This window comes from Acinetobacter sp. CE-15 (genome assembly GCF_051059255.1).
Taxonomy (GTDB): Bacteria; Pseudomonadota; Gammaproteobacteria; order Pseudomonadales; family Moraxellaceae; genus Acinetobacter; species Acinetobacter guillouiae.
Window position 1 is genome coordinate 2,124,320 of record NZ_CP192737.1, and the last position, 19,790, is coordinate 2,144,109.

Sequence of the window (19,790 nt, forward strand, 5' to 3'; positions counted from 1 at the left end):
AAAAATCTTATTTGCTTTTTATTGCATTAATTTTCATAAGCATCATTTCTAATTTACAGGATAAATTGTTGTATAAATATAGGCCATCTCGCACGTTTTTTGCATTCCAACAATTGAAATTAATTTCAACTAGACCCATATAGAAATTAATCAACAGTACAGAACAGACACTTTGTGAAATTTGATTGATGATCAAGCTCACGATAACAAGTCGAAGCTCAACAATAGGATTAGGACATCATATGAATATCGCGGCAAACCCAGTAGTTGAAGCAGATCAAACTATATTTCTAAAAGATTATCAAAAACCTTCATATGTTGTAGATTCAATCAATCTCGATATCCAAGTTTATGATGACCATACCAATGTAAACAGCAAATTAGTCATGAAACGCCAAGCAGCAGGAGATATGGTATTGCTTGGACGCGATCTTGAGCTTAAATCAATTTCTATTAATGGTAAGCAGCTTACTGAAAGTGAGTATAAGCTTGATTCTGAGCAATTGGTGATTGCCAATGCACCAGATGAAGCCATCGTTGAAACATCTGTGGTCATCCATCCTGAAACCAATACACAACTCGAAGGTTTGTATCTTGCGGGGAGTGATTTATTTGTCACTCAAAATGAACCAGAAGGTTTCCGTAAAATTACGTTCTATCCTGACCGTCCAGATGTCTTATCTGTGTTTACCACTCGTGTAGAAGCCGATAACAAATATCCTGTACTTTTGGCAAATGGTAACTTGATTGAAGCGGGTAAAACTGGTGATGAGCGCCATTATACCATTTGGGAAGACCCAACCAAAAAACCAGCTTATTTATTTGCCTGTGTGATTGGTGATTTAGCAGTTTTAAAAGACCGTTATACCACTTCAGAAGGTCGTGATGTGGCTTTAGAAATCTATGCAGAAGAAAAAGATATCCCAAAATGTCATATTGCGATGGAAGCGTTAAAGCATTCTATGCGTTGGGATGAAGAACATTATGGACGTGCATACGATCTAGACAATTATATGATTGTGGCAACCAGTCAGTTCAATATGGGTGCAATGGAAAATAAAGGTTTAAATATTTTCAATACATCATGTGTGCTTGCTGATGAAGAATATACCACTGATGCCGCAATCATGCGTGTACAGTCTGTAATTGCTCATGAATATTTCCATAACTGGACAGGTAACCGTATTACTTGCCGTGATTGGTTCCAATTGTGTTTAAAAGAAGGCTTAACAGTTTTCCGTGATCAGTCTTTTTCAGAAGATTTACAATCGGCTGCAGTACAACGTATCGACGATGTTGCGGTGCTTAAAGCGCATCAATTCCCAGAAGATGCAGGCCCATTATCGCACCCGCCACGTCCAGATCATTTTGTAGAAATCAACAATTTCTATACCGCGACAGTGTATGAGAAAGGTGCGGAAATTAACCGCATGATGTCAACTTTATTGGGCAAAGAAAAATTCCGTAAGGGTACCGATGAATATTTTCAACGTCATGATGGTCAAGCGGTCACTGTTGAAGATTGGGTTGCTGCCTTAACTGCGGGTTCAGGTGTCGATTTATCTGCATTTTTAATCTGGTATAACCAACCAGGAACGCCAAAGCTTGAAGCGAAAGGTGAATATGATGCGAGTACTCAAACTTATCGTTTAAGCTTTAAACAAAGTTTAAAACCCCATCCTAAATATCCAAATTTAAAAGCTGTACCTATTCCTGTGGCTTTAGCATTGTTTAATGCAGAAACAGGTGAGCAGTACACCTTGCATTCTGAGGCTTTATTTGAGAATGGGGTAAAAGATGGGGTGTATTTGTTTGATCAAACAGAAGCAAGTATTGAATTTACAGGTGTGACCGAAAAGCCTGTAGCATCTTTATTACGTAATTTCTCAGCACCGGTAAATCTTGAATTTAACTATTCAGATGAAGAACTTGCCTTCTTATTACAATATGAAACCAATGGTTTTAACCAGTGGCAAGCCACACAGACTTTGCTTGAGCGTATTTTGCTTAATGGTCATGATGCTCAAATTTATGTAGATGCAATTAAACAGACCTTACCAAGTGTAATTGAAAAAGATCCGCTATTGGCGTCACGCTTATTTGATGTACCAAGTGAAGGTTATTTGGGTAGTCGTATTGATCAAGATTATAATCCTTTGATTGTAAATGAAGCACGTGAAGCCTTGTTGAATCAATTGGCTAAAGTCTTGGGTGACTTTGTTAAAGAAACATATTTATCACTTGATCCAGATTCACAAAATGAATTTTCACAAGCAATGGGTGTTCGTGCTCTGAAAAATATCATGTTGAGTTTTATGGCGCGTCAGGGGGATACCGCAGTATTTGATTTGGCTTATGCACAGTATGAAAATTCTGTGAACATGTCTGAGCGACTTGGCGCACTTAAAGTATTGGTATGGAATGATGCTCCACAAGCAAAAGCAGCCTTAGCGGACTTCTATAAGCGCTTTAAGGATGAAGCATTGTCATTAGATCAATGGTTTATGATTCAAGCAGCGCATCCGAAAGCAACGGCTGAAACAATTCAGTATTTAACGTCACATGCTGATTATGATTTAGGTACTCCTAACCGTATTCGTTCAGTGAGTGGTGGTTTAAATGCCAATCCTGTCAATGCATGGAGTTTTGGTGTTCAGCATTTTGTAGATTTGGCGAAGTATTTGGATGAGAAGAATCCAATTGTTGGCTCTCGTTTACTCCAAGTCCTTACACGCTGGTATACATTAGCTGAACCACAACGAAGTGAAGTAAAAGCCGCACTTGAAGGATTAAAATCTCAAGTGAAATCAAAAAATGTCAGTGAAACCTTAAATAGTATGTTAAGTGTTTAATGGCTTATAATTCTTGATTTAATTATATTTGTAGTGCTATTTCTCTTATTGTTATAGGAGAAATAGCATGTTTAGAAGTTATAAAGTTATTGAACATTTAGATAGATTATCTATCTATTCTTTAAAAGTCTCATTTAGAGCCTGTTGCACAGCATCTACACGTGACTTACAGGCTTTATATGCAGACATGGATTCTTCCACAATCTTCATTAAATTATCAATATCAGGTTCTTCTTGAGATTCTAATAATTCTGCATTTTTCTTTAGAACGTCATAACCTTCTTTAAATGTTAAATCTTGTTTAGCCATTGCTTAATACCTGTGTCACATTTGCGTTGATCGTACCATCCAATAACTCTACTTGGATGTGATCAGTTGAAATTTGTTGAATAGAACGAATGGCTTTACCATCACTACGCACAATAGCATAACCTTTAGCCATGACATGACGTGGATTTTGCAAAAGCGTTTCGCGCATGAGTGATTCAACTTGATTGGATGCCAATTTAATCAGTTGCTGTGCCAAATACTGAACAGTACCTTTCATCAAATCTAAGCTTTTATTTGCTTCATTGATCTGCCCTTGAGAAAGCGTTTTAATGACTTTGATGTACTGATCATTCTGGCTTTGATAAGCAGTAATTTGATGCTGAGATAACAGTTTAATCTTATGTAGAGAATCTAGCACATCTTGAGTGCGCTCTACGATTAGATTTCGAATACCTCCAATCACTTTACTCGGTGTATCAAAAGAACGGTTCGCCACTTCATCTAAAATGGTTCTATCTTTTTCATGGCCTATACCTACCCAGATTGGAACAGAGCGTTTGCAGAGTAGCGCAGCGAGATTGTAGTCATTGAGATAGGCTAGATCATTGACTGCACCTCCACCACGAATAATCACAATAAGATCTGGTGGTGTACTGAGGTCTTTCGCCCATTGTCGTAATGCATTTGCTAAAGCTTCAGAAATACTTGTCGCTGCAGTGTTCCCCTGAAACGTTGCTGTATGATAGACAAAATGACAAACCCCAGCTTGATTGAGAGCATCTGCATCTTTCTTAAAGTCACCCAAGCCAGCAGCATTTTCAGGAGCAATAACGAGGACATTTTGAATATCAAATGGGGTAGGCAGTAATTTATTTTTATTGAGCAGACCTTCGCTGGTCAGTCTTTCTAAAATTTGTTGATAACGCCGTGCAATATCACCAAGGGTATAACTTGAATCTATTGCTTCAATATTGACTGAAAAACCGTATTGGGGACTAAATACAGCTTTCACTTTAATCAGTACATTGAGATCGCGAGAGAGTTCAACACCACTTTCTCGTTCAAACTTTAATACCATTTTGGCAGCAGAGAATTTCCAGATTGTTGCCTTACAACTGGCAATGACTTTATCTGAATCTTCTTCCTTTTCTGCAAGTTCTAAGTAGTAGTGGCCGCCCTTGATGCTTAGATTTCTAATTTCAGCTTTTACCCATATTGCTTCATCAAAAGTTACACGTATAACTTCTTGAACTGTTGCAAGGTATTCACTTAAGGAAAGCTGTAAGTCAGACATACAAAGGTAATTACAGTAAATTTATCTAAAATAGTATATAACATGGTGACTCAAGACGGTGAAGATATATTGATCTTATACATCGGATATGGCATATTTTTATGATGTAGACGGGCGTTATCAACATCTACTTAAACCAAATTATTTTTTAGCCTTTAAAGTAAAAACACAAGTGAAATCATTAATATTTATTAGCTTTTTTTTCTTGGTATCTTGTACCAGTTATGATTTAGAAAGTAATCATGCGTATTGTATGGGATATGGAGCAGATGTCAGTAACATTACATCAACAATGAGTGATTATGATCGCTTTAGATATCAGAGTCAGAATGGGATGAGTATGCTTAACAGCAATACACTCTCACCGAAGATGCGAACCGATTGTTATAAAGTTGACCCGAAACAAACCAAATAACTGAAAGGCTCATCAATGGATGGGCTTTAATTTTATGTAAGCTAAATTTATTTTATAGAGCATTCAAAAAATTATAAATTATGAAAAAAATCCTTTTTTTATTTCTTTTATGGATATCACAGCTTTGTTATGCAGATCCAATAACGCCAATTTTTGATAAAAAATTAAATATAGAGAAATTCAAAGAATATTTTGATCGTGATCATACTCGGTATCTTGGAAATGATAAATTAATCGCAGAACGAGAAACAGATTTAGATCAACCTAAATATAAAGTGATTGTTACTAGAATAATATTTGGTAGAGAATATGAGCTTCAAAATTATATCAAAATGATTGGTTATCACGACTGCGAAGCTAGAAAAATTTTCTTGTATGCAGGATATTATGATTACAATGCAGATCTTATTGAAACTTATAGAACTGTGACTCAATTTCCACAGGGTAGTAAGTTGATTGAAGATGCTTGTTCAGATAAATAAACTTTAAAATTTCATTTAAAGAGAAATTCTCATACATCATAATCAACTGATATATTATTTTAATAACATACTTTCCCAAAAAGTGGGTATTTTCTAAAAGTGTTTTTTGAAAAAAAGTTTATCTAGCGTGAAAGAATCTGGCTTGTTTGTAAAAATAAAAAGTAAAATGAAAATATAAAGCAAATCATGGATATAGAAAAACCAGCTTATCCAAGTGATCAAATTAAGACCCGGAGGGATTGTATAAATGCCAACTGTTATAAGTGCTACAAAGCAAATAAAGATCAATATAAGGCTGGTTAACTGAGTAAATAACCCTAGGGTTAGCAATAGCCCGAATACAAATTCAAATAAAGAAACAATGATAGCTGTCACTTCTGGAAAAGGTATACCTGCCGAAACAATCGTTTCCAACATGATTTGTTGATTTTTCTTTACAAATAATTTGTTATAACCCGTTGTTAAGAAAAATAAACCGATCGAAATTCTGGCTAATATTAAGGCGAAGTGACTAAATTTTGGCGAATTAAATGGATTTTTAAAGAGAAAACCAAACATGTGTCTATGATTCTGAAAATTAAAAAATATCTTAATAATCTGAGTAGATTTTTTAAATGTAAGCATTGTTGGTGAGTGTATCTAATTTGTCATCTATACTGATTTAAAACTTTGCTAAGGCTGTGGGAAATGTTACGCAAGTTTCACAAAATACACATCAAGAAGTCCATAGTTTGATATGGTGTATTTTTAAGCAAAACTGAGCGAACTATGAAAATATTTTCAATTTTAAGTTTAGCTATGTTGATCGGCTTAACAGCGTGTCAAAAAAGAGATACAGATACACAAAAGCAAGATCAAACAACAACACCACATTCAGTCGATAAGGACAGTTAATCCAACGCCCACTGATACAGTGGGCTCATTGATATAGCATAAGATTCCTAGATTTTTTTTAAAACAATGCTGTATAATTTTTAGACTTAATAAAGCTATAGAGCAATTATGAATCTAAAATACTTTATAAAAAATTTATTAGCCTCATTTATTGGGTTATGTGCGTTGGCTGGAATAGTAAAAGTTATCTTTCTATACAGCAGTAATTTATATGAGCAAGCGCTAACTGTTCTTGTGGTAATGATCATGATTCTTGGATTGATGATCGTTGGTTATCTTAATGCTGTTACTGCAATAGGCAGTAAAATCAAACAACCCTTTTATTTACATTTAATTTTAGTGGCTTTTCTTTTTGTAACCGATTTAGCTTTTGGTGGTTCAAGCATTACTGAAGTTATTTTGAGAAATTTGGGATATTTTGCTGTATTACAATTTGGGGTTTACCTTTATATGAAACGAAGTGCTCCGAAATTATTGCTGAATTAATATTTTAATAAAATAATGAATAAATTAGCCTCTTAATGGAGGTTTTACTCTATAGAAAAGTGGGGGAGTTATTAATTTTAAAGCAAAGTTTTATTTGGATTTTTTATATCTAATTCAAGTAATTTTTGGGCTTTCTCTATAAGAAATCATACTGTAGGCATAAGCTAAGATAGCCGAGTAATTTTCTTTAATGATATACAACCGTCTCGTCCTAATCGGCAATGACAGCACTTATCTGGGCTTAATACATCTTATCCATTGATCAAAGAATTAAACTAAATATTTAAATTAAAACAAAATTCAAGCTTAAAATGTATAAGGTTCTAAGTGATTGTTATAATTTGTGTAGGCAACAAGTAGTTATTCGCAATAAGTGGTTGGATTGCTCTAAAGCGCTATGTTAGAACTTAACTTCCATATTTATTCGAGATTAAACATGAAAAAATTATTATTAATTTCATCTTTTTTAGCTGTTGTTTTTGTTGCTGGGTGTAGTGCAAAAGACAAAGATAAAGCGACATCTCCTGATAATGAGGTAAGTAGTAGTGCCGTTGCTGTTGATACAAATGAGTCAGCTGAAAAAACGGTAAAATATGAAACCGCTGATAAGAAACAATTTACACTTAAGACCAGTGATAATTTTGTTACAGCGACATTAACGGATAGCGATGGAAATAACTATTCATTGAAAGAAGTACCTGCTGGAAGCGGTATGCGTTTAGAAGGTGACAATGGTGTTTCAATTCATTCTAAAGGCGATGAAGGAACCATTGAACTTGCTAAAGATAAATCTTTTACAGTGAAAGAAGTTAAATAGAATTGTGACGTAAATAGCCCCACCATTTGGTGGGGTTTTTTATTCGTAGTTCATCAATCAAAAAATGATCGTATTGAGTGAATCATATTGATTTTGAAAGTTCTTGCTCCCTTTGAGCGAAAGCGAGGATGAGGGGGTATTTATGTTGGCATATCATTCTAAAAAGGACTTATGAAAGAAGCCGAATAGGTTGAGAGAAAACTGTACGCATTAAAATTAAACACTTTAAAACCCACTCAAAAATAAGATATTTATGGGCATTTCATTATTTATGCACTTGAATAGACCGACTAATTGTAAACAATTGGCGCAATAGCTATTGAAATGAACAGATTAAAGTAATTTTACCGTGGCATGAAATTTGCTGAAAACACCTTTGCAATATTTTTATTTTTCAATTATTAAAGGTATTTTTATGTTTAAGCACACGGTTCTTTCACTGTTTATTTTCAGTGCTATCAGTACTTCAGTCGTTCATGCTGAAAGTTTTAATGTTCTTAAGCAATTATCCAATAAGCCGGTTCAATTAAAAGACGGTGAATACAAAGGCAATTATTATGTACCTTCGACTTTAAACACGATTACTTGGGGTTACTTACCGAATAAAGATGCCAAGCCTGTGATTTCTGTTCCGTCGGGGAGTGTGGTGACTTTTGATACAGTTTCACATGAAGGCTTACTTGAAGATCAAGGGCGGGATGCGGAAAAATTCTTTAAATCAAAAGGGGTGAAAGATGAATACATTTTAGATGAAGCAAAAAATATTACAAAATCTTCTCTAAAACATGATTTTCATAAAGATGGACCTCATATTGTGACTGGCCCAATTGAGATTCAAGGTGCACAAGCAGGTGATATTTTAAAAGTAGAAGTCATTAAAGTAGAGCCTCGTGTGCCCTATGGCGTCATTTCAAATCGTCATGGTAAAGGTGCTTTAGTGGGCGAATTTCCTAAAAGACCTCAGCAAGAAAATGCTTCGGCTGAACATCCTGAGCGCTATGGAAACGTTTCAGTCTTTACCCCAATAGAAAAAAATGCCAAGGGTGAATACGAGGGGGTACTAAAAACACAATCAGGTAAATCGATTCGTTTCCCACTAAGTCCGTTTATGGGCATTATGGGGGTCGCACCGAATACATCACAGCCAGTTCATTCAGTACCACCAGCGATGTATGGCGGTAATATTGATATAAATGAGTTAGGTGCTGGATCAACTGCATATTACCCAGTACAAGTGCCGGGTGCATTGTTTTATACAGGTGATAGTCATTTTGCCCAAGGTGATGGCGAAGTTGCATTAACTGCATTAGAAGCTTCAGCAAGAGCAACACTCAAGTTCACTTTATTAAAAACAGGCAAAGATAAGATTCCGGGTAAAGAAATCGTACAGCCATTAGCAGAGAATGCTGAATTTTGGATTACACCAGGATTAGATGAAGATTTAGACGAAGCAATGAAAAAATCTACACGTGAAGCGATTCGTTTTTTAAATCAAGAATATGGTATTGATGAAGCGATTGCTTATGCTTATCTAAGCGCTGCTACCGATTTTGAAGTATCGCAAGTGGTCGATAAGACCAAGGGGATCCATGCAAAAATACGTAAAGCTGACTTTAAAGAGTTTGTTGAAGACGCTAAGTAAAACTAGAGCTGCTTAATTAAATATCCTTGAAAGTAAGGTCGTATAATCTGCTTTCAAGGATTCATCATTATCTTTGAAATGATATAAAGCTATAATCTTTTGGTCTTTATTAGTGCTGATTGTTTTCCTGCAATTTATTTATGCTTTTGAACTACACTGAGTCGTTTGTTATCATAGCTTTCGATATCCGACATCAATGCTAAAACCTTTAAAACATGAAGAATCATGTTTATTTAAGCCTTAGTTATAGTAATTTAGCGGAATGAGCTTTAGACACGAATCATACTTTTACTGTTTATATCCTCCATCCAGTCATTTAAATCCAAATCATTGGTAAATGAATGTTCACCATCAATCTTAAAGACTAACAAAGAGTCATGAATACTGATAATACTCGCTAAATGTTGGCGAATGATGTTGGCTTCATAGTTGGTATTGATCAGCCAAGTGGAAGGGTTCACCCGAATCGAAGCATCGTAGTCACAGATAAGCTTATGGACTTCATCATAATGATGTGCTTGTGATGAGTTTAGAATAATCAAATAATTCATATTAACAACCTCCATAAAAGAGATTTCGATAAAATAACTTTTATTATGAAATGTGATAAGTATCACGATTTATTCAATCTAACACCAAAGCAATTTGATCAATTAAAAAAATGTCAGACAATCTAAAGCTGAATTTTGATGATGCGTTAGTTTTTTATTATTGTATTGTTCAAGAAAATTCTTAGTGGATATTCCTTTTGTTACACAATAAATAATCAAAAATTTTAAATACTGGCTAAATTGAAGTATGATTAAGTTTAAAATATTTAAACAATAAGCTCATCAAAAGATGGGCTTTTTTGTCTTACTCTCTCTGTGTTATAAAGTTTGAGGCTTAAAATGCTGGTTAAAATAGAAGATGGTTTTTACCTAAATTCACTGCATATTATCGCGATACATGTTTCTAAAAATATGATTACGCAAAATTTTTCTATAAGTATAGAATATACACCGCACAATCAAAATGCCAATGGCCTATATCATAAAAAGTGCCAGACCAAAGCTGAAGCAGATTTATTTTTGCAAACGCTACATCAACAAATCGCGCAAATATAAATTAAAATTTTTTTAGTTATTTTTGCATTGAAATTAAAAGAAAAGGAATTCATTTTTTAAGCTATATTAGGCTCACAATTGAATGTATCAATAATGTGAAAATCACAATGATTGAACATTTTTGAGGTCAAAATGCATAAACTAAAAATTCTTATTTGTACACTTTCACTATTCACACTGCCTGCCTGCCAAAATGTGCAAAAAAATAACAAAATCATTGCTAAGGCATTTGATACTTCAACACATTTTCAACGCTATCTGATGGATAAACATGCGCCAGAGAATGTCATTGTTACCCATAATATAACTTACCAAGAACAACCAAAACTCAGTTTAGATCTCTATCAGCCAATAGATATTCAACAATTTGAAAAACGCCCAACAGTGATCTGGATTCATGGTGGTGGTTGGATTTCAGGTGCTAAAGATAATGCAAGAGGATATTTTAAACTGCTTGCAGCACAAGGTTATAATGTTGTTTCTGTGCAATACCAATTTGCACCGCAAGCAATTTATCCAACGCAGTTGTATCAAATCAATAATGCACTGCGATTTATCCAGCAAAATGCAAAACAATACCATATAGATGCTGATCAATTATTTTTAGCAGGGGATTCGGCTGGGGCCAATTTGGCCAGTCATTATGCAGCGCTTCTCACTAACCCAAATTTTGCCATAGAATCTGGATTTACAGCCTCAATTCAAGCTTCACAACTTAAGGGTTTAATTCTGCATTGCGGAATTTATGATATGAATGCCTTTATCAATACAGCACCAGATGAAATCAAACTGATTGAATGGGGGGTAAATAACCTTGTTCAAGCTTATACAGGTAATCAAAAAGACAATCCTGAATATTTAAAACGTTTATCACCTATACAACATCTTACCAAGGATTATCCGCCTGTATTTATCAGTGGGGGGAATAAAGATTTTCTCACAGATACGCAGTCCATTCCTTTTGTAAAAGCTTTGCAAGAAAAGCAAATCCCTGTTCAAGCTGTTTTCTACCCTGAATCAAAAGAATGGTTGGTCCATGAATATCAATTTTTCTTGGGCAAAAAGGCGAGTCAGCAAACGTTTGATCAAACTATTTTGTTTTTGAAGAAAAATGTTGATTCAAAATAAACTCAAAAAATAATGATTTAAACTGAATTGTCATAAAAGCATGTTATAAAAAATAAAATTGTAGCGAGAAATGAAAGATGGAAATCAGTGTAAAGCAAATCAACAAGCGTATAGATGAATTTCAAGAATCAAGTAAGAAAGCATCAACTTTAGAAATTGGCTATAAAACCTACGCCAAGTTAATGAATGAAGATAAATTTGCAGATGCACTCAAGAAAGATCCGAATAACACAATGGTTCGTTACTACAAAGATATAAAAATTAAATTGGTCACAGAAAAACACCATTTTGAGGTGAAATAAGGTTTTTTTAATAAATAGAATAACAATTTTTAAAATTTACAACTCAAGGAATGAGTGTAAATTTTTTTATCATTTTGCATGAGAAAAAGTAATATATCTTTTAAACACTTAGTTGATCCTATAGTGATCACTTTTTGCCTTATACACTTAAAATTTAATACATATAAAACATTGATATGTGACCTCATTGTTAAACACAACTTGTAACACTTCCATCTAAATCCTTCATTTTTTATTCATTTTATTTGAAGGGTGTATCTAAATGTTTCATTTTTTTGATTTTTTATCATATGTTTAAAACATTAAAAACATAGTTTATTAAGATAATTTAATTAATGTTGGTAATTTTTTATCAGCGGAGTTTGAGGTTTATTCTTGTGATATGGGTATCAAAACCTACAGAATAACTGAATAAAAACAACTATATGATAATATTTATCATTTGGAATGACTCATTTGAATATCTATTTGTGCTGTAAAAGTAGACGTTTAGACTCATTTTTTAAGTGTTTTTTAATTTAAGCAGACTTAATGATCTTACAAATTGTGACAAAATATATTAAAATAAATGCTGGTTTATTTTGTGACGAAAATAATGGAAATTTTAAACTTTATAAAGAGTTTCAACACGGTAAACACGTATTTAATTTTGGCGGTCATTGCCTTGTTGTTTATAATTTCATTTTTCTATTTTATTCATCCTACCTGATTAAGTAGAAAATTGAAGAAAAAAGGTGAGTATCATATTGATAACTCACCTTTTTTTATAAAAATAATTTTTATCAAAGTGCAATTGCTTATTATTCATCAAATTTAATGGCTGAGATTACAAATCGCTAAAGATTGTATTGTAAATTGAATTTATATAACATACCAACCAAATGGTATCTTTTGATGAATTTATGAATTCTATACTTTTTGCCTATAGTTTATTGGCGGTCGCTATCATCGCTGAAGTAACAGGTTCAACATTCTTAGTGAAATCCCAAGGTTTCACAAAGTTAGTCCCAAGTTTACTGGTGGTATTTTTTTATGTGATTTCTTTTTATTTACTGTCTCAAGTGATTAAAACGATTCCATTAGGTATTGCTTATGCAATTTGGGCTGGTGTCGGTATTATCCTCACTGCTTTGGTGGGTTACTTCATTTTCAAACAAAGCTTAGACTTTGCTGCAATTGCAGGCATTGGATTAATTATTTCAGGTGTATTGGTGATTAATTTATTTTCAACATCAGCAGGACATTGATAAAAGCATGAAGCAGGTAAGATTTGAGTATGGATAAAATTGTAGAAAATGCTTATCAACGTAAAAAAGATCCTGAAGGTGTTAAAAAATTAATTTTAGCCAACACGATGAGTTTAGTTGCTGAACACGGTGTAAATGGCGTGTCGATTCAAAGTATTGCAACACGTTCAGGTGTAACGAAAGGTGGTGTATTTCATCATTTTGCCAATAAACAAGTTTTGATTGAAGCCATGTTGGAAGAGTTAATCCAACAATTGGACCAGCAAGTCAGTTTAGCAATTGAAAAAGATCCAGTTACTTATGGCTGTTTTACTCGCGCATATATTGATGTCACCTTAAGTGCTTCATTTGGAGTCAACACAGTATGGAGTGCTTTAAGCATGACATTGATGACAGATAAATCTTATAGCGAGAAGTGGGATCAATGGCTGACACGGCGATTATCTCAACATGCTGCAACGGATGATTCTGCCACATTAAAAATATTACGTTATGCAGCGGATGGGGCATGGTTTGTAGAAAGTCTCTCCCCAAAAATGCAGGATGATTATGAAGAAATTAAACAGCAATTGTTGTTAAGGACTTATCCTGAATAGTGATTCATTTGCTCAGATTTTTAAGCAAAACCAATAGCTGCAAACTAAAATAAAGTCCTAAATAAAAAAAACCAAGCCAAATGATATTGACTTGGAATGGAAAACTTTCTTTAAACTGGGTTAAATCATTGCTTTATGATTTATTCACTGCCTAAAGTCATCAAACTTGCATTTCCGCCCGCAGCAGCAGTATTGATACTAATCGCACGCTCAATAAGTAATGGTGCAAGCGGGATAATTGTATTGGCATCCGCTAAATGCGTTATGCCAACAATTGCACCTTCACGTTGCGCAATCACAGTCTGTAATTCTTTTAGACCAGTACCTTGATGTAAAACTGCCTCAAACTCTCCAACAGTCACATCATTGATCATCGAAAATTTTTGTTGCAACGCTTTTGGCATACTTTGAATCATTTTTAAAGCAATCGCATCATCACTTAAAATACACACTTGTGCATTGAGAGACAAAATTGCATTAAACTGATTCAGTAAAGCCTGTTCTTGCGCTGCGATTGCCAATATCCGATGACGTGATACAACATGGTATTGATTCAATTCACCTGTTGGACCCGGAAGTTCATATAAAGCAATCGGTGATTGATACTGATGCATAGCCCATTGCGAATAATGCTGTTTTGCCCAAGTGTGAAATTCTGTTTGAATTTCAGATGGTTTTAGATTGAGCTGTTCAGAGATATTTTTTACAGTACCAAAAGGGCGATTGGGTAGGGCTGTATGCTGCATCAATTTATATAAATAAATCGGACCGCCAGCTTTAGGCCCTGTTCCTGACAAGCCTTCACCACCAAAAGGTTGTACGCCGACAACAGCACCTACAATATTACGGTTAATATATAAGTTACCCACTTCCGCATGTTCAATGGTGGTTTGAATAGTTTCATCAATACGTGTATGTAAACCCATGGTTAGGCCATATCCTTTTGCATTGATATGTTCTAACAATTGCTTTAATTCACCATATTTATAGGTAATAACATGCAATACAGGTCCAAAAACTTCACGTTTTAAATCATTCAGATTTGGAAGCTCAATCACCGTCGGGACAATAAATGTGCCTGCATTTAGATCAGATGTTGGTGTTCCATAAGCAAGTTGATGTATTGAATAGCCCTTGCTACGCATCATTTCGATATGCTTTTCAATATTTTGTTGCGCTTCACCATCAATCACTGGACCTATATCTGTTTTAAGCAAAATAGGTTGCCCAATATTGAGCTGTTGCATGGCGCCTTTAAGCATCTTAATTAAGGTTGCTGCATTGTCTTCTTGAACGCACAATACACGGAGGGCAGAACAACGTTGACCTGCGCTATCAAATGCTGAATTTACTGCATCAATTACCACTTGTTCTGTCAGCGCAGAAGAATCTACGATCATCGCATTTTGGCCACCTGTTTCAGCAATCAGCGGAATCGGTTGACCTGTTGGACTCAGACGTTGTGCCACGGTTTTTTGTAAAATCTTAGCAACTTCAGTGGAACCTGTGAACATAATGCCTTGAATACGCTCGTCTTGGCTAAGTTTTGCACCGACTGTTTCACCACGACCAGGAAGTAATTGTACAACTGATTTTGGAACTCCTGCTTCCCATAAGATTTGAATTGCTTGTGCTGCAATTAATGGGGTTTGTTCCGCAGGTTTAGCAATTACGGTATTTCCTGCAACAAGTGCTGCCGATATTTGTCCAGTAAAAATTGCAAGCGGGAAGTTCCAAGGGCTGATACATAAAATTGTACCCAAGGGGCTAAGTGCGCCATTTTTTTCCATACTTTGCATTTGAGCTGCATAATATCTGAGGAAATCAACGGCTTCACGTACTTCGGCAATACCATTGCTGTAGGTTTTACCACTTTCACGACACAGTAAAACCATCAGTTCCTGAATACGTGATTCCATAATCGCAGCAGCTTTAAGTAATAATTCTGCACGAAAATCTTGAGATGCGTTTTTCCAATTTTCAAAAGCTTGATGAGCGTTGTTTAAGGCCAAATCAACTTGCGCTGTTTCTGCTTCGATCACATAACCAACCAAATCAGTGTGATCAGCTGGATTGCGGATTTCTTGCGAATTTATTTCAGCTAAGTCTTGTAAATCAAGCTGATCGACAAGGCTATAACTGTTCCACTGGTGTTTTAAATAGTGCTGAACAGTTTGATTTAAATCTTTTAATTTACTGTCATCGGCTAAGTCTAAACCTTGAGAGTTTTGGCGTATGCCTTGATATAAATCATGAGGAAGCGGAATCGCAGGGTGTTTTAGCCCGACTGCATGCTCTTTTTCTGCGGTATGTAAAATTTCTTGAACAGGATTTTCAATCAACTCTTCAATTTTAATATTTTTATCTGCAATACGGTTAACAAATGAAGTATTTGCACCATTTTCCAATAAACGTCGAACCAGATAAGCCAATAAGGTTTCGTGATTACCGACAGGCGCATAAATACGACATGGAATTCCTAATTTCTGATCCGAAACTTTGCCTACCACTTGTTCATAGAGTGGTTCACCCATGCCATGTAAGCATTGGAATTCATATTGACCAAGATAATATTTTTGTGGATCTGCTAACTCATAAATTGTGGCAAGCGTTTGCGCATTATGTGTTGCAAATTGCGGATACACTTGATCAGGCGCAGCCAATAGTTTTTTTGCACAAGCAATATAAGACAAATCTGTATGCACTTTACGGGTAAAGACTGGATAGTCAGACATACCGTCAATTTGTGCTTTTTTGATTTCACTGTCCCAGTAAGCACCTTTGACCAGGCGAATCATTAAACGTTTTTGACTACGTTTTGCCAGATCAATAATATAATCTACTACATAGAAACAACGCTTTTGATAGGCTTGGATCACAAAGCCAATACCTTTCCAGTTTGCCAGTTGTGGCTCAAAGCATAAACGCTCAAGTAATTCTAAAGACAGCTCTAAACGATCTGCTTCTTCTGCATCAATATTAAGACCAATGTCATAGGTCTTTGCTAAAAGCGCCAAATTTAAAATACGAGGGTAAAGTTCATGATGCACACGTTCGGTTTGAGAACGTTGATAACGTGGATGCAAAGCCGAAAGTTTAATTGAAATTCCTGGACCGGTATAAACATCTTTACCTTCAGACGCTTTACCTATGGCATGAATCGCTTGAGTATAGTCTTCAAAATAGCGATCTGCATCGTGTTCAGTCAGTGCCGCTTCACCAAGCATGTCATAAGAATAACGGAAACCTTTATCTTCAAGGATTTTGGCATTGTCCAACGCTTCTTCAATGGTTTCACCAGTAACAAACTGCTCACCCATCATACGCATGGCTGCATCAACTGCCTTACGAATGATGCCTTTACCCGTACGCGCTAAAAGCGAAGTGAGAATCCCTGAAAGGCTGGTTTGTTTAGGCGTTTCCATCAGCTTGCCAGTCAGCATGAGTCCCCATGCAGCAGCATTGACAAACATGAGATTACTTTGGCCTAAATGATCTTTCCAGTTTCCTTGATTAATTTTATCGCGAATCAATAAGTCTCGGGTCGCACTATCAGGGATACGCAATAAGGCTTCAGCCAAGCACATCAATGCGATGCCTTCTTGTGAAGACAATGAAAACTCTTGCAGTAGACCTTGTACGATACCTGCTTTGCCTGACGAACTTTTACGGTCACGTAAGCTATGCGCTAAGTTAAATGCAATGTCATAAATTTTCTGATTCATTTCTTCAGAAATTTGACTGTGCTCAAGTAAGTTTTCAACACATTCCGATTCAGCACGACGCCACGCATGATTGATTTCTTCTTCAAAATCAGTTTTGTCTTTAAATTCGGTAATGTAATCCAAACTTGGAAGTAAGTTTGCATTTAAAACTTGAGGTGAATCCATATTCATTGTCAACGTCCTGTGACTAGCAAATATTTTTGTTGAGCAGATGGGTTTATATAATTTATGATTACAGAATATTTGGTGAATAACTCACTATAATTTGAATAATATTTAGAGAATTATTCTATGGAAAGTGCTTATTTAAGCTTGGATCGTATAGATATTCGGATTTTGGACATTTTGCAAAAAGATGGAAAAATTTCCAATATTAAGTTGGCTGAAAAAGTTAATTTATCCCCCACAGCTGCGCTTGCTCGGGTGCAGAAATTGACCGGGGAAGGATTTATTTTGGGCTATGAAGCAAAACTAAATCCGAAAATGTTAGGTGCTAATTTTGTGGTATTTGTTGAGATTCTTTTAGATAAAACCACACCCAATGCTTTAGATGCTTTTTCAGATGCCATCGTACAATATCCAGAAATTATGGCATGTCATATGATCAGTGGCGGTTTTGATTTTTTAGTGAAAATTCGATGTGCTGATATGGAGGAGTTTCGTCGTATTTCAGGGCAGGTACTCTGGCAATTGCCTGGTGTAAAGGAAACACGTAGTTATCCAGTGATGGAAGTGATTAAAGACAGCTCACAATTACATTTAAATTTTAAAGCGAAAGTAAAGAAATAGAAAAGGGGGCATGAATGCCCCCAACGCTAATGGTTTATTCAAACATGTGAATTTACATATTTTTCATTTCACGGTTATAAATTTGTTCAGCATTTTCAAAACGATCAATTACTTCTTTTTCAGGCGCTTTGTCCATTAAGCTGACCACAATGATGCTGATGAAAGAAAGCACAAAGCCCGGCACGATTTCATATAAGCCCGTATGCGCCATGGTGTTTTTCCAAACAATTACTGTTACAGCACCGACAATGATACCGATCAATGCGCCATTTAAAGTCATACGCTTCCAGAACACAGACAATAAAATAAGCGGACCAAATGCTGCACCAAAACCAGCCCATGCATAAGCCACTAGACCAAGTACCTTACTTTCTGGGTTAAATGCCAAGATGATCGCGAGTACTGAAATGGCTAAAACCATTAAACGACCGACCCAAACCAACTCATTTTGTGAGGCTTTTTTACGAAGAAAAGATTTATATAAATCTTCAGTTAAGGTACTTGAGCATACCAAAAGCTGACAGCTTAAGGTACTCATGACAGCGGCTAAAATAGCGGCTAAAACAACACCAGCAACCCATGGATTAAATAAGATTTTGGTTAATTCCATAAACACTGTTTCTGGATTTTTTGCCACAATTGCAGCTGATGGAATGTCAGGATGTGCTTGGAAATAAGCAATACCCACATAACCGACAGCAACAGCGCCCGCTAAACATAGAATCATCCATGCCATACCAATACGACGAGCGTTGGGAATGGTTTTCACTGAATCTGCTGCCATAAAACGGACTAGAATATGCGGTTGTCCAAAATAGCCTAAGCCCCATGCCATTGATGAAATGATGGCAATAAAACTAACCCCTTGGAACATATTTGCTGCATGTGGACGTGCGGCTTCAATCAATTGATTGACATGTTGTAAATCACCGACTGCCAAGAAAGTCATAATCGGTGCCAACAGCAATGCAAAAATCATCAAGCCCGCTTGAAATGTATCTGTCCAACTGATCGCAAGGAAGCCACCGATACATACATAACTGATGGTTGCAATCGCACTAACCCAAAGTGCAGTGGTGTAGTTCATTGCAAAAATACTTTCGAATAAACGTGCACCTGCCACCATGCCTGAAGCACAGTAAATACCAAAGAAGATTAAAATGACCAGTGCAGAAATGATACGGATTACTTTCTTTTTATCACCAAAACGGCTGGTGAAATAATCTGGTAATGTTAATGCATTATTTTGTATTTCAGTATGGACACGTAAACGGCCTGCAACCAAATACCAGTTGAGCCAAGCACCAATAATAAGCCCGATTGCGATCCATGATTCAGATAATCCAGTCAAGTAAATTGCGCCGGGGAGACCCATGAGTAGCCAGCCACTCATATCCGATGCACCTGCTGAAAGTGCAGTGACAAAACTCCCTAAGCTTCGACCTCCCAAAATATAATCTGAGAAATCGGTGGTTTTTCTATAGGCATATAAGCCTATACAAACCATTGCAATGATATAAAAGATAAACGTGACAACTGTGGGGTTGAGTGAGTCCATATTTAATTCAGTCCTTGTGGAGTAAATCTCCAAGTTTTATTTTTTATCGCATAAGTTTCACGAGCGAATTCTTTCACACAACTAAAAAATATCGCTGTGATTTTTATAAGGTGATTGTGCAAGATTTATGTATCCGATTGTAACTTTAGATACAAATGCAAAAAATCAGCAATTTATATCCAAAAAA

General features: G+C 35.6%; 19 protein-coding genes. 13 read left to right on the top strand and 6 right to left on the bottom strand.

Annotated elements, in window-relative coordinates:
- Positions 1-242: 242 nt before the first annotated feature.
- Positions 243-2,852: an aminopeptidase N gene (gene pepN, locus ACQ7EO_RS09820; protein WP_434279477.1), complete on the top strand. Its 2,610-nt coding sequence runs from the start codon at positions 243-245 to the stop codon at positions 2,850-2,852.
- Positions 2,853-2,966: 114 nt separating this feature from the next.
- On the opposite strand, the gene xseB is transcribed toward pepN, so the two are convergent.
- Both xseB and xseA read right to left on the bottom strand, forming a co-directional pair.
- Positions 2,967-3,161 carry an exodeoxyribonuclease VII small subunit gene (gene xseB / locus ACQ7EO_RS09825; RefSeq protein ID WP_034615548.1) on the bottom strand — a complete coding sequence of 65 codons (195 nt, stop codon included), beginning with the start codon at positions 3,159-3,161 and terminating at the stop codon, positions 2,967-2,969.
- The gene (gene xseA / locus ACQ7EO_RS09830; protein WP_434279478.1) at positions 3,154-4,416 is read right to left on the bottom strand and encodes an exodeoxyribonuclease VII large subunit; all 1,263 of its coding nucleotides are present in this window, start codon (positions 4,414-4,416) and stop codon (positions 3,154-3,156) included. The genes xseB and xseA overlap by 8 nt, the downstream gene beginning before the upstream one ends.
- An 88-nt stretch (positions 4,417-4,504) precedes the next feature.
- Between xseA and ACQ7EO_RS09835 the strand changes: the two genes are divergently transcribed.
- Positions 4,505-4,831, top strand: a complete 327-nt coding sequence (locus tag ACQ7EO_RS09835; protein WP_434279479.1) for a hypothetical protein — start codon at positions 4,505-4,507, stop codon at positions 4,829-4,831.
- Between the two features lie 80 nt (positions 4,832-4,911).
- Positions 4,912-5,313, top strand: coding sequence for a hypothetical protein (locus ACQ7EO_RS09840; protein ID WP_434279480.1), 402 nt, complete (start codon positions 4,912-4,914; stop codon positions 5,311-5,313).
- 93 nt (positions 5,314-5,406) lie between these two features.
- On the opposite strand, the gene ACQ7EO_RS09845 is transcribed toward ACQ7EO_RS09840, so the two are convergent.
- Entirely contained in the window at positions 5,407-5,871 is a 465-nt protein-coding gene (locus tag ACQ7EO_RS09845; protein ID WP_434279481.1) for a DoxX family protein, read from the bottom strand.
- Positions 5,872-6,081: 210 nt separating this feature from the next.
- Here ACQ7EO_RS09845 and ACQ7EO_RS09850 point away from each other — a divergent pair, with 210 nt between their 5' ends.
- The 4 genes from ACQ7EO_RS09850 to ACQ7EO_RS09865 all read left to right on the top strand — a co-directional run bounded on the left by ACQ7EO_RS09850 (position 6,082) and on the right by ACQ7EO_RS09865 (position 9,152).
- Complete coding sequence (locus ACQ7EO_RS09850) at positions 6,082-6,207, top strand: hypothetical protein (protein ID WP_004821939.1); 126 nt, start codon at positions 6,082-6,084, stop codon at positions 6,205-6,207.
- Between the two features lie 108 nt (positions 6,208-6,315).
- Positions 6,316-6,693 carry a hypothetical protein gene (locus tag ACQ7EO_RS09855; protein ID WP_434279482.1) on the top strand — a complete coding sequence of 126 codons (378 nt, stop codon included), beginning with the start codon at positions 6,316-6,318 and terminating at the stop codon, positions 6,691-6,693.
- Positions 6,694-7,129: 436 nt separating this feature from the next.
- The gene (locus ACQ7EO_RS09860) at positions 7,130-7,510 is read left to right on the top strand and encodes an MliC family protein (RefSeq protein ID WP_004719841.1); all 381 of its coding nucleotides are present in this window, start codon (positions 7,130-7,132) and stop codon (positions 7,508-7,510) included.
- 415 nt (positions 7,511-7,925) lie between these two features.
- Entirely contained in the window at positions 7,926-9,152 is a 1,227-nt protein-coding gene (locus ACQ7EO_RS09865) for an acetamidase/formamidase family protein (protein WP_096734281.1), read from the top strand.
- Positions 9,153-9,421: 269 nt separating this feature from the next.
- Here the strand turns inward: ACQ7EO_RS09865 and ACQ7EO_RS09870 are convergent, their stop codons facing one another.
- Complete coding sequence (locus ACQ7EO_RS09870) at positions 9,422-9,703, bottom strand: hypothetical protein (RefSeq protein ID WP_004821930.1); 282 nt, start codon at positions 9,701-9,703, stop codon at positions 9,422-9,424.
- Between the two features lie 339 nt (positions 9,704-10,042).
- Here ACQ7EO_RS09870 and ACQ7EO_RS09875 point away from each other — a divergent pair, with 339 nt between their 5' ends.
- The 5 genes from ACQ7EO_RS09875 (at position 10,043) to ACQ7EO_RS09895 (ending at position 13,531) form a co-directional block, all read left to right on the top strand.
- The gene (locus tag ACQ7EO_RS09875) at positions 10,043-10,258 is read left to right on the top strand and encodes a hypothetical protein (RefSeq protein ID WP_004821927.1); all 216 of its coding nucleotides are present in this window, start codon (positions 10,043-10,045) and stop codon (positions 10,256-10,258) included.
- 132 nt (positions 10,259-10,390) lie between these two features.
- Positions 10,391-11,386, top strand: a complete 996-nt coding sequence (locus ACQ7EO_RS09880; protein WP_434279483.1) for an alpha/beta hydrolase — start codon at positions 10,391-10,393, stop codon at positions 11,384-11,386.
- A gap of 77 nt (positions 11,387-11,463) precedes the next feature.
- On the top strand, positions 11,464-11,688 hold the full coding sequence (locus ACQ7EO_RS09885; protein ID WP_004719860.1) for a hypothetical protein: 225 nt from the start codon (positions 11,464-11,466) through the stop codon (positions 11,686-11,688).
- Between the two features lie 902 nt (positions 11,689-12,590).
- Positions 12,591-12,935: a DMT family transporter gene (locus ACQ7EO_RS09890; protein ID WP_004821920.1), complete on the top strand. Its 345-nt coding sequence runs from the start codon at positions 12,591-12,593 to the stop codon at positions 12,933-12,935.
- A 29-nt stretch (positions 12,936-12,964) separates the two neighbouring features.
- Complete coding sequence (locus ACQ7EO_RS09895) at positions 12,965-13,531, top strand: TetR/AcrR family transcriptional regulator (RefSeq protein ID WP_004821919.1); 567 nt, start codon at positions 12,965-12,967, stop codon at positions 13,529-13,531.
- A 140-nt stretch (positions 13,532-13,671) separates the two neighbouring features.
- Here the strand turns inward: ACQ7EO_RS09895 and putA are convergent, their stop codons facing one another.
- Entirely contained in the window at positions 13,672-17,427 is a 3,756-nt protein-coding gene (putA, locus tag ACQ7EO_RS09900) for a trifunctional transcriptional regulator/proline dehydrogenase/L-glutamate gamma-semialdehyde dehydrogenase (protein WP_434279484.1), read from the bottom strand.
- Between the two features lie 120 nt (positions 17,428-17,547).
- Here putA and ACQ7EO_RS09905 point away from each other — a divergent pair, with 120 nt between their 5' ends.
- On the top strand, positions 17,548-18,045 hold the full coding sequence (locus ACQ7EO_RS09905; protein ID WP_004821915.1) for an Lrp/AsnC ligand binding domain-containing protein: 498 nt from the start codon (positions 17,548-17,550) through the stop codon (positions 18,043-18,045).
- A gap of 52 nt (positions 18,046-18,097) precedes the next feature.
- Here ACQ7EO_RS09905 and putP read toward each other — a convergent pair whose 3' ends face one another.
- Positions 18,098-19,603, bottom strand: a complete 1,506-nt coding sequence (putP, locus tag ACQ7EO_RS09910) for a sodium/proline symporter PutP (RefSeq protein WP_034617251.1) — start codon at positions 19,601-19,603, stop codon at positions 18,098-18,100.
- Positions 19,604-19,790 lie beyond the last annotated feature (187 nt).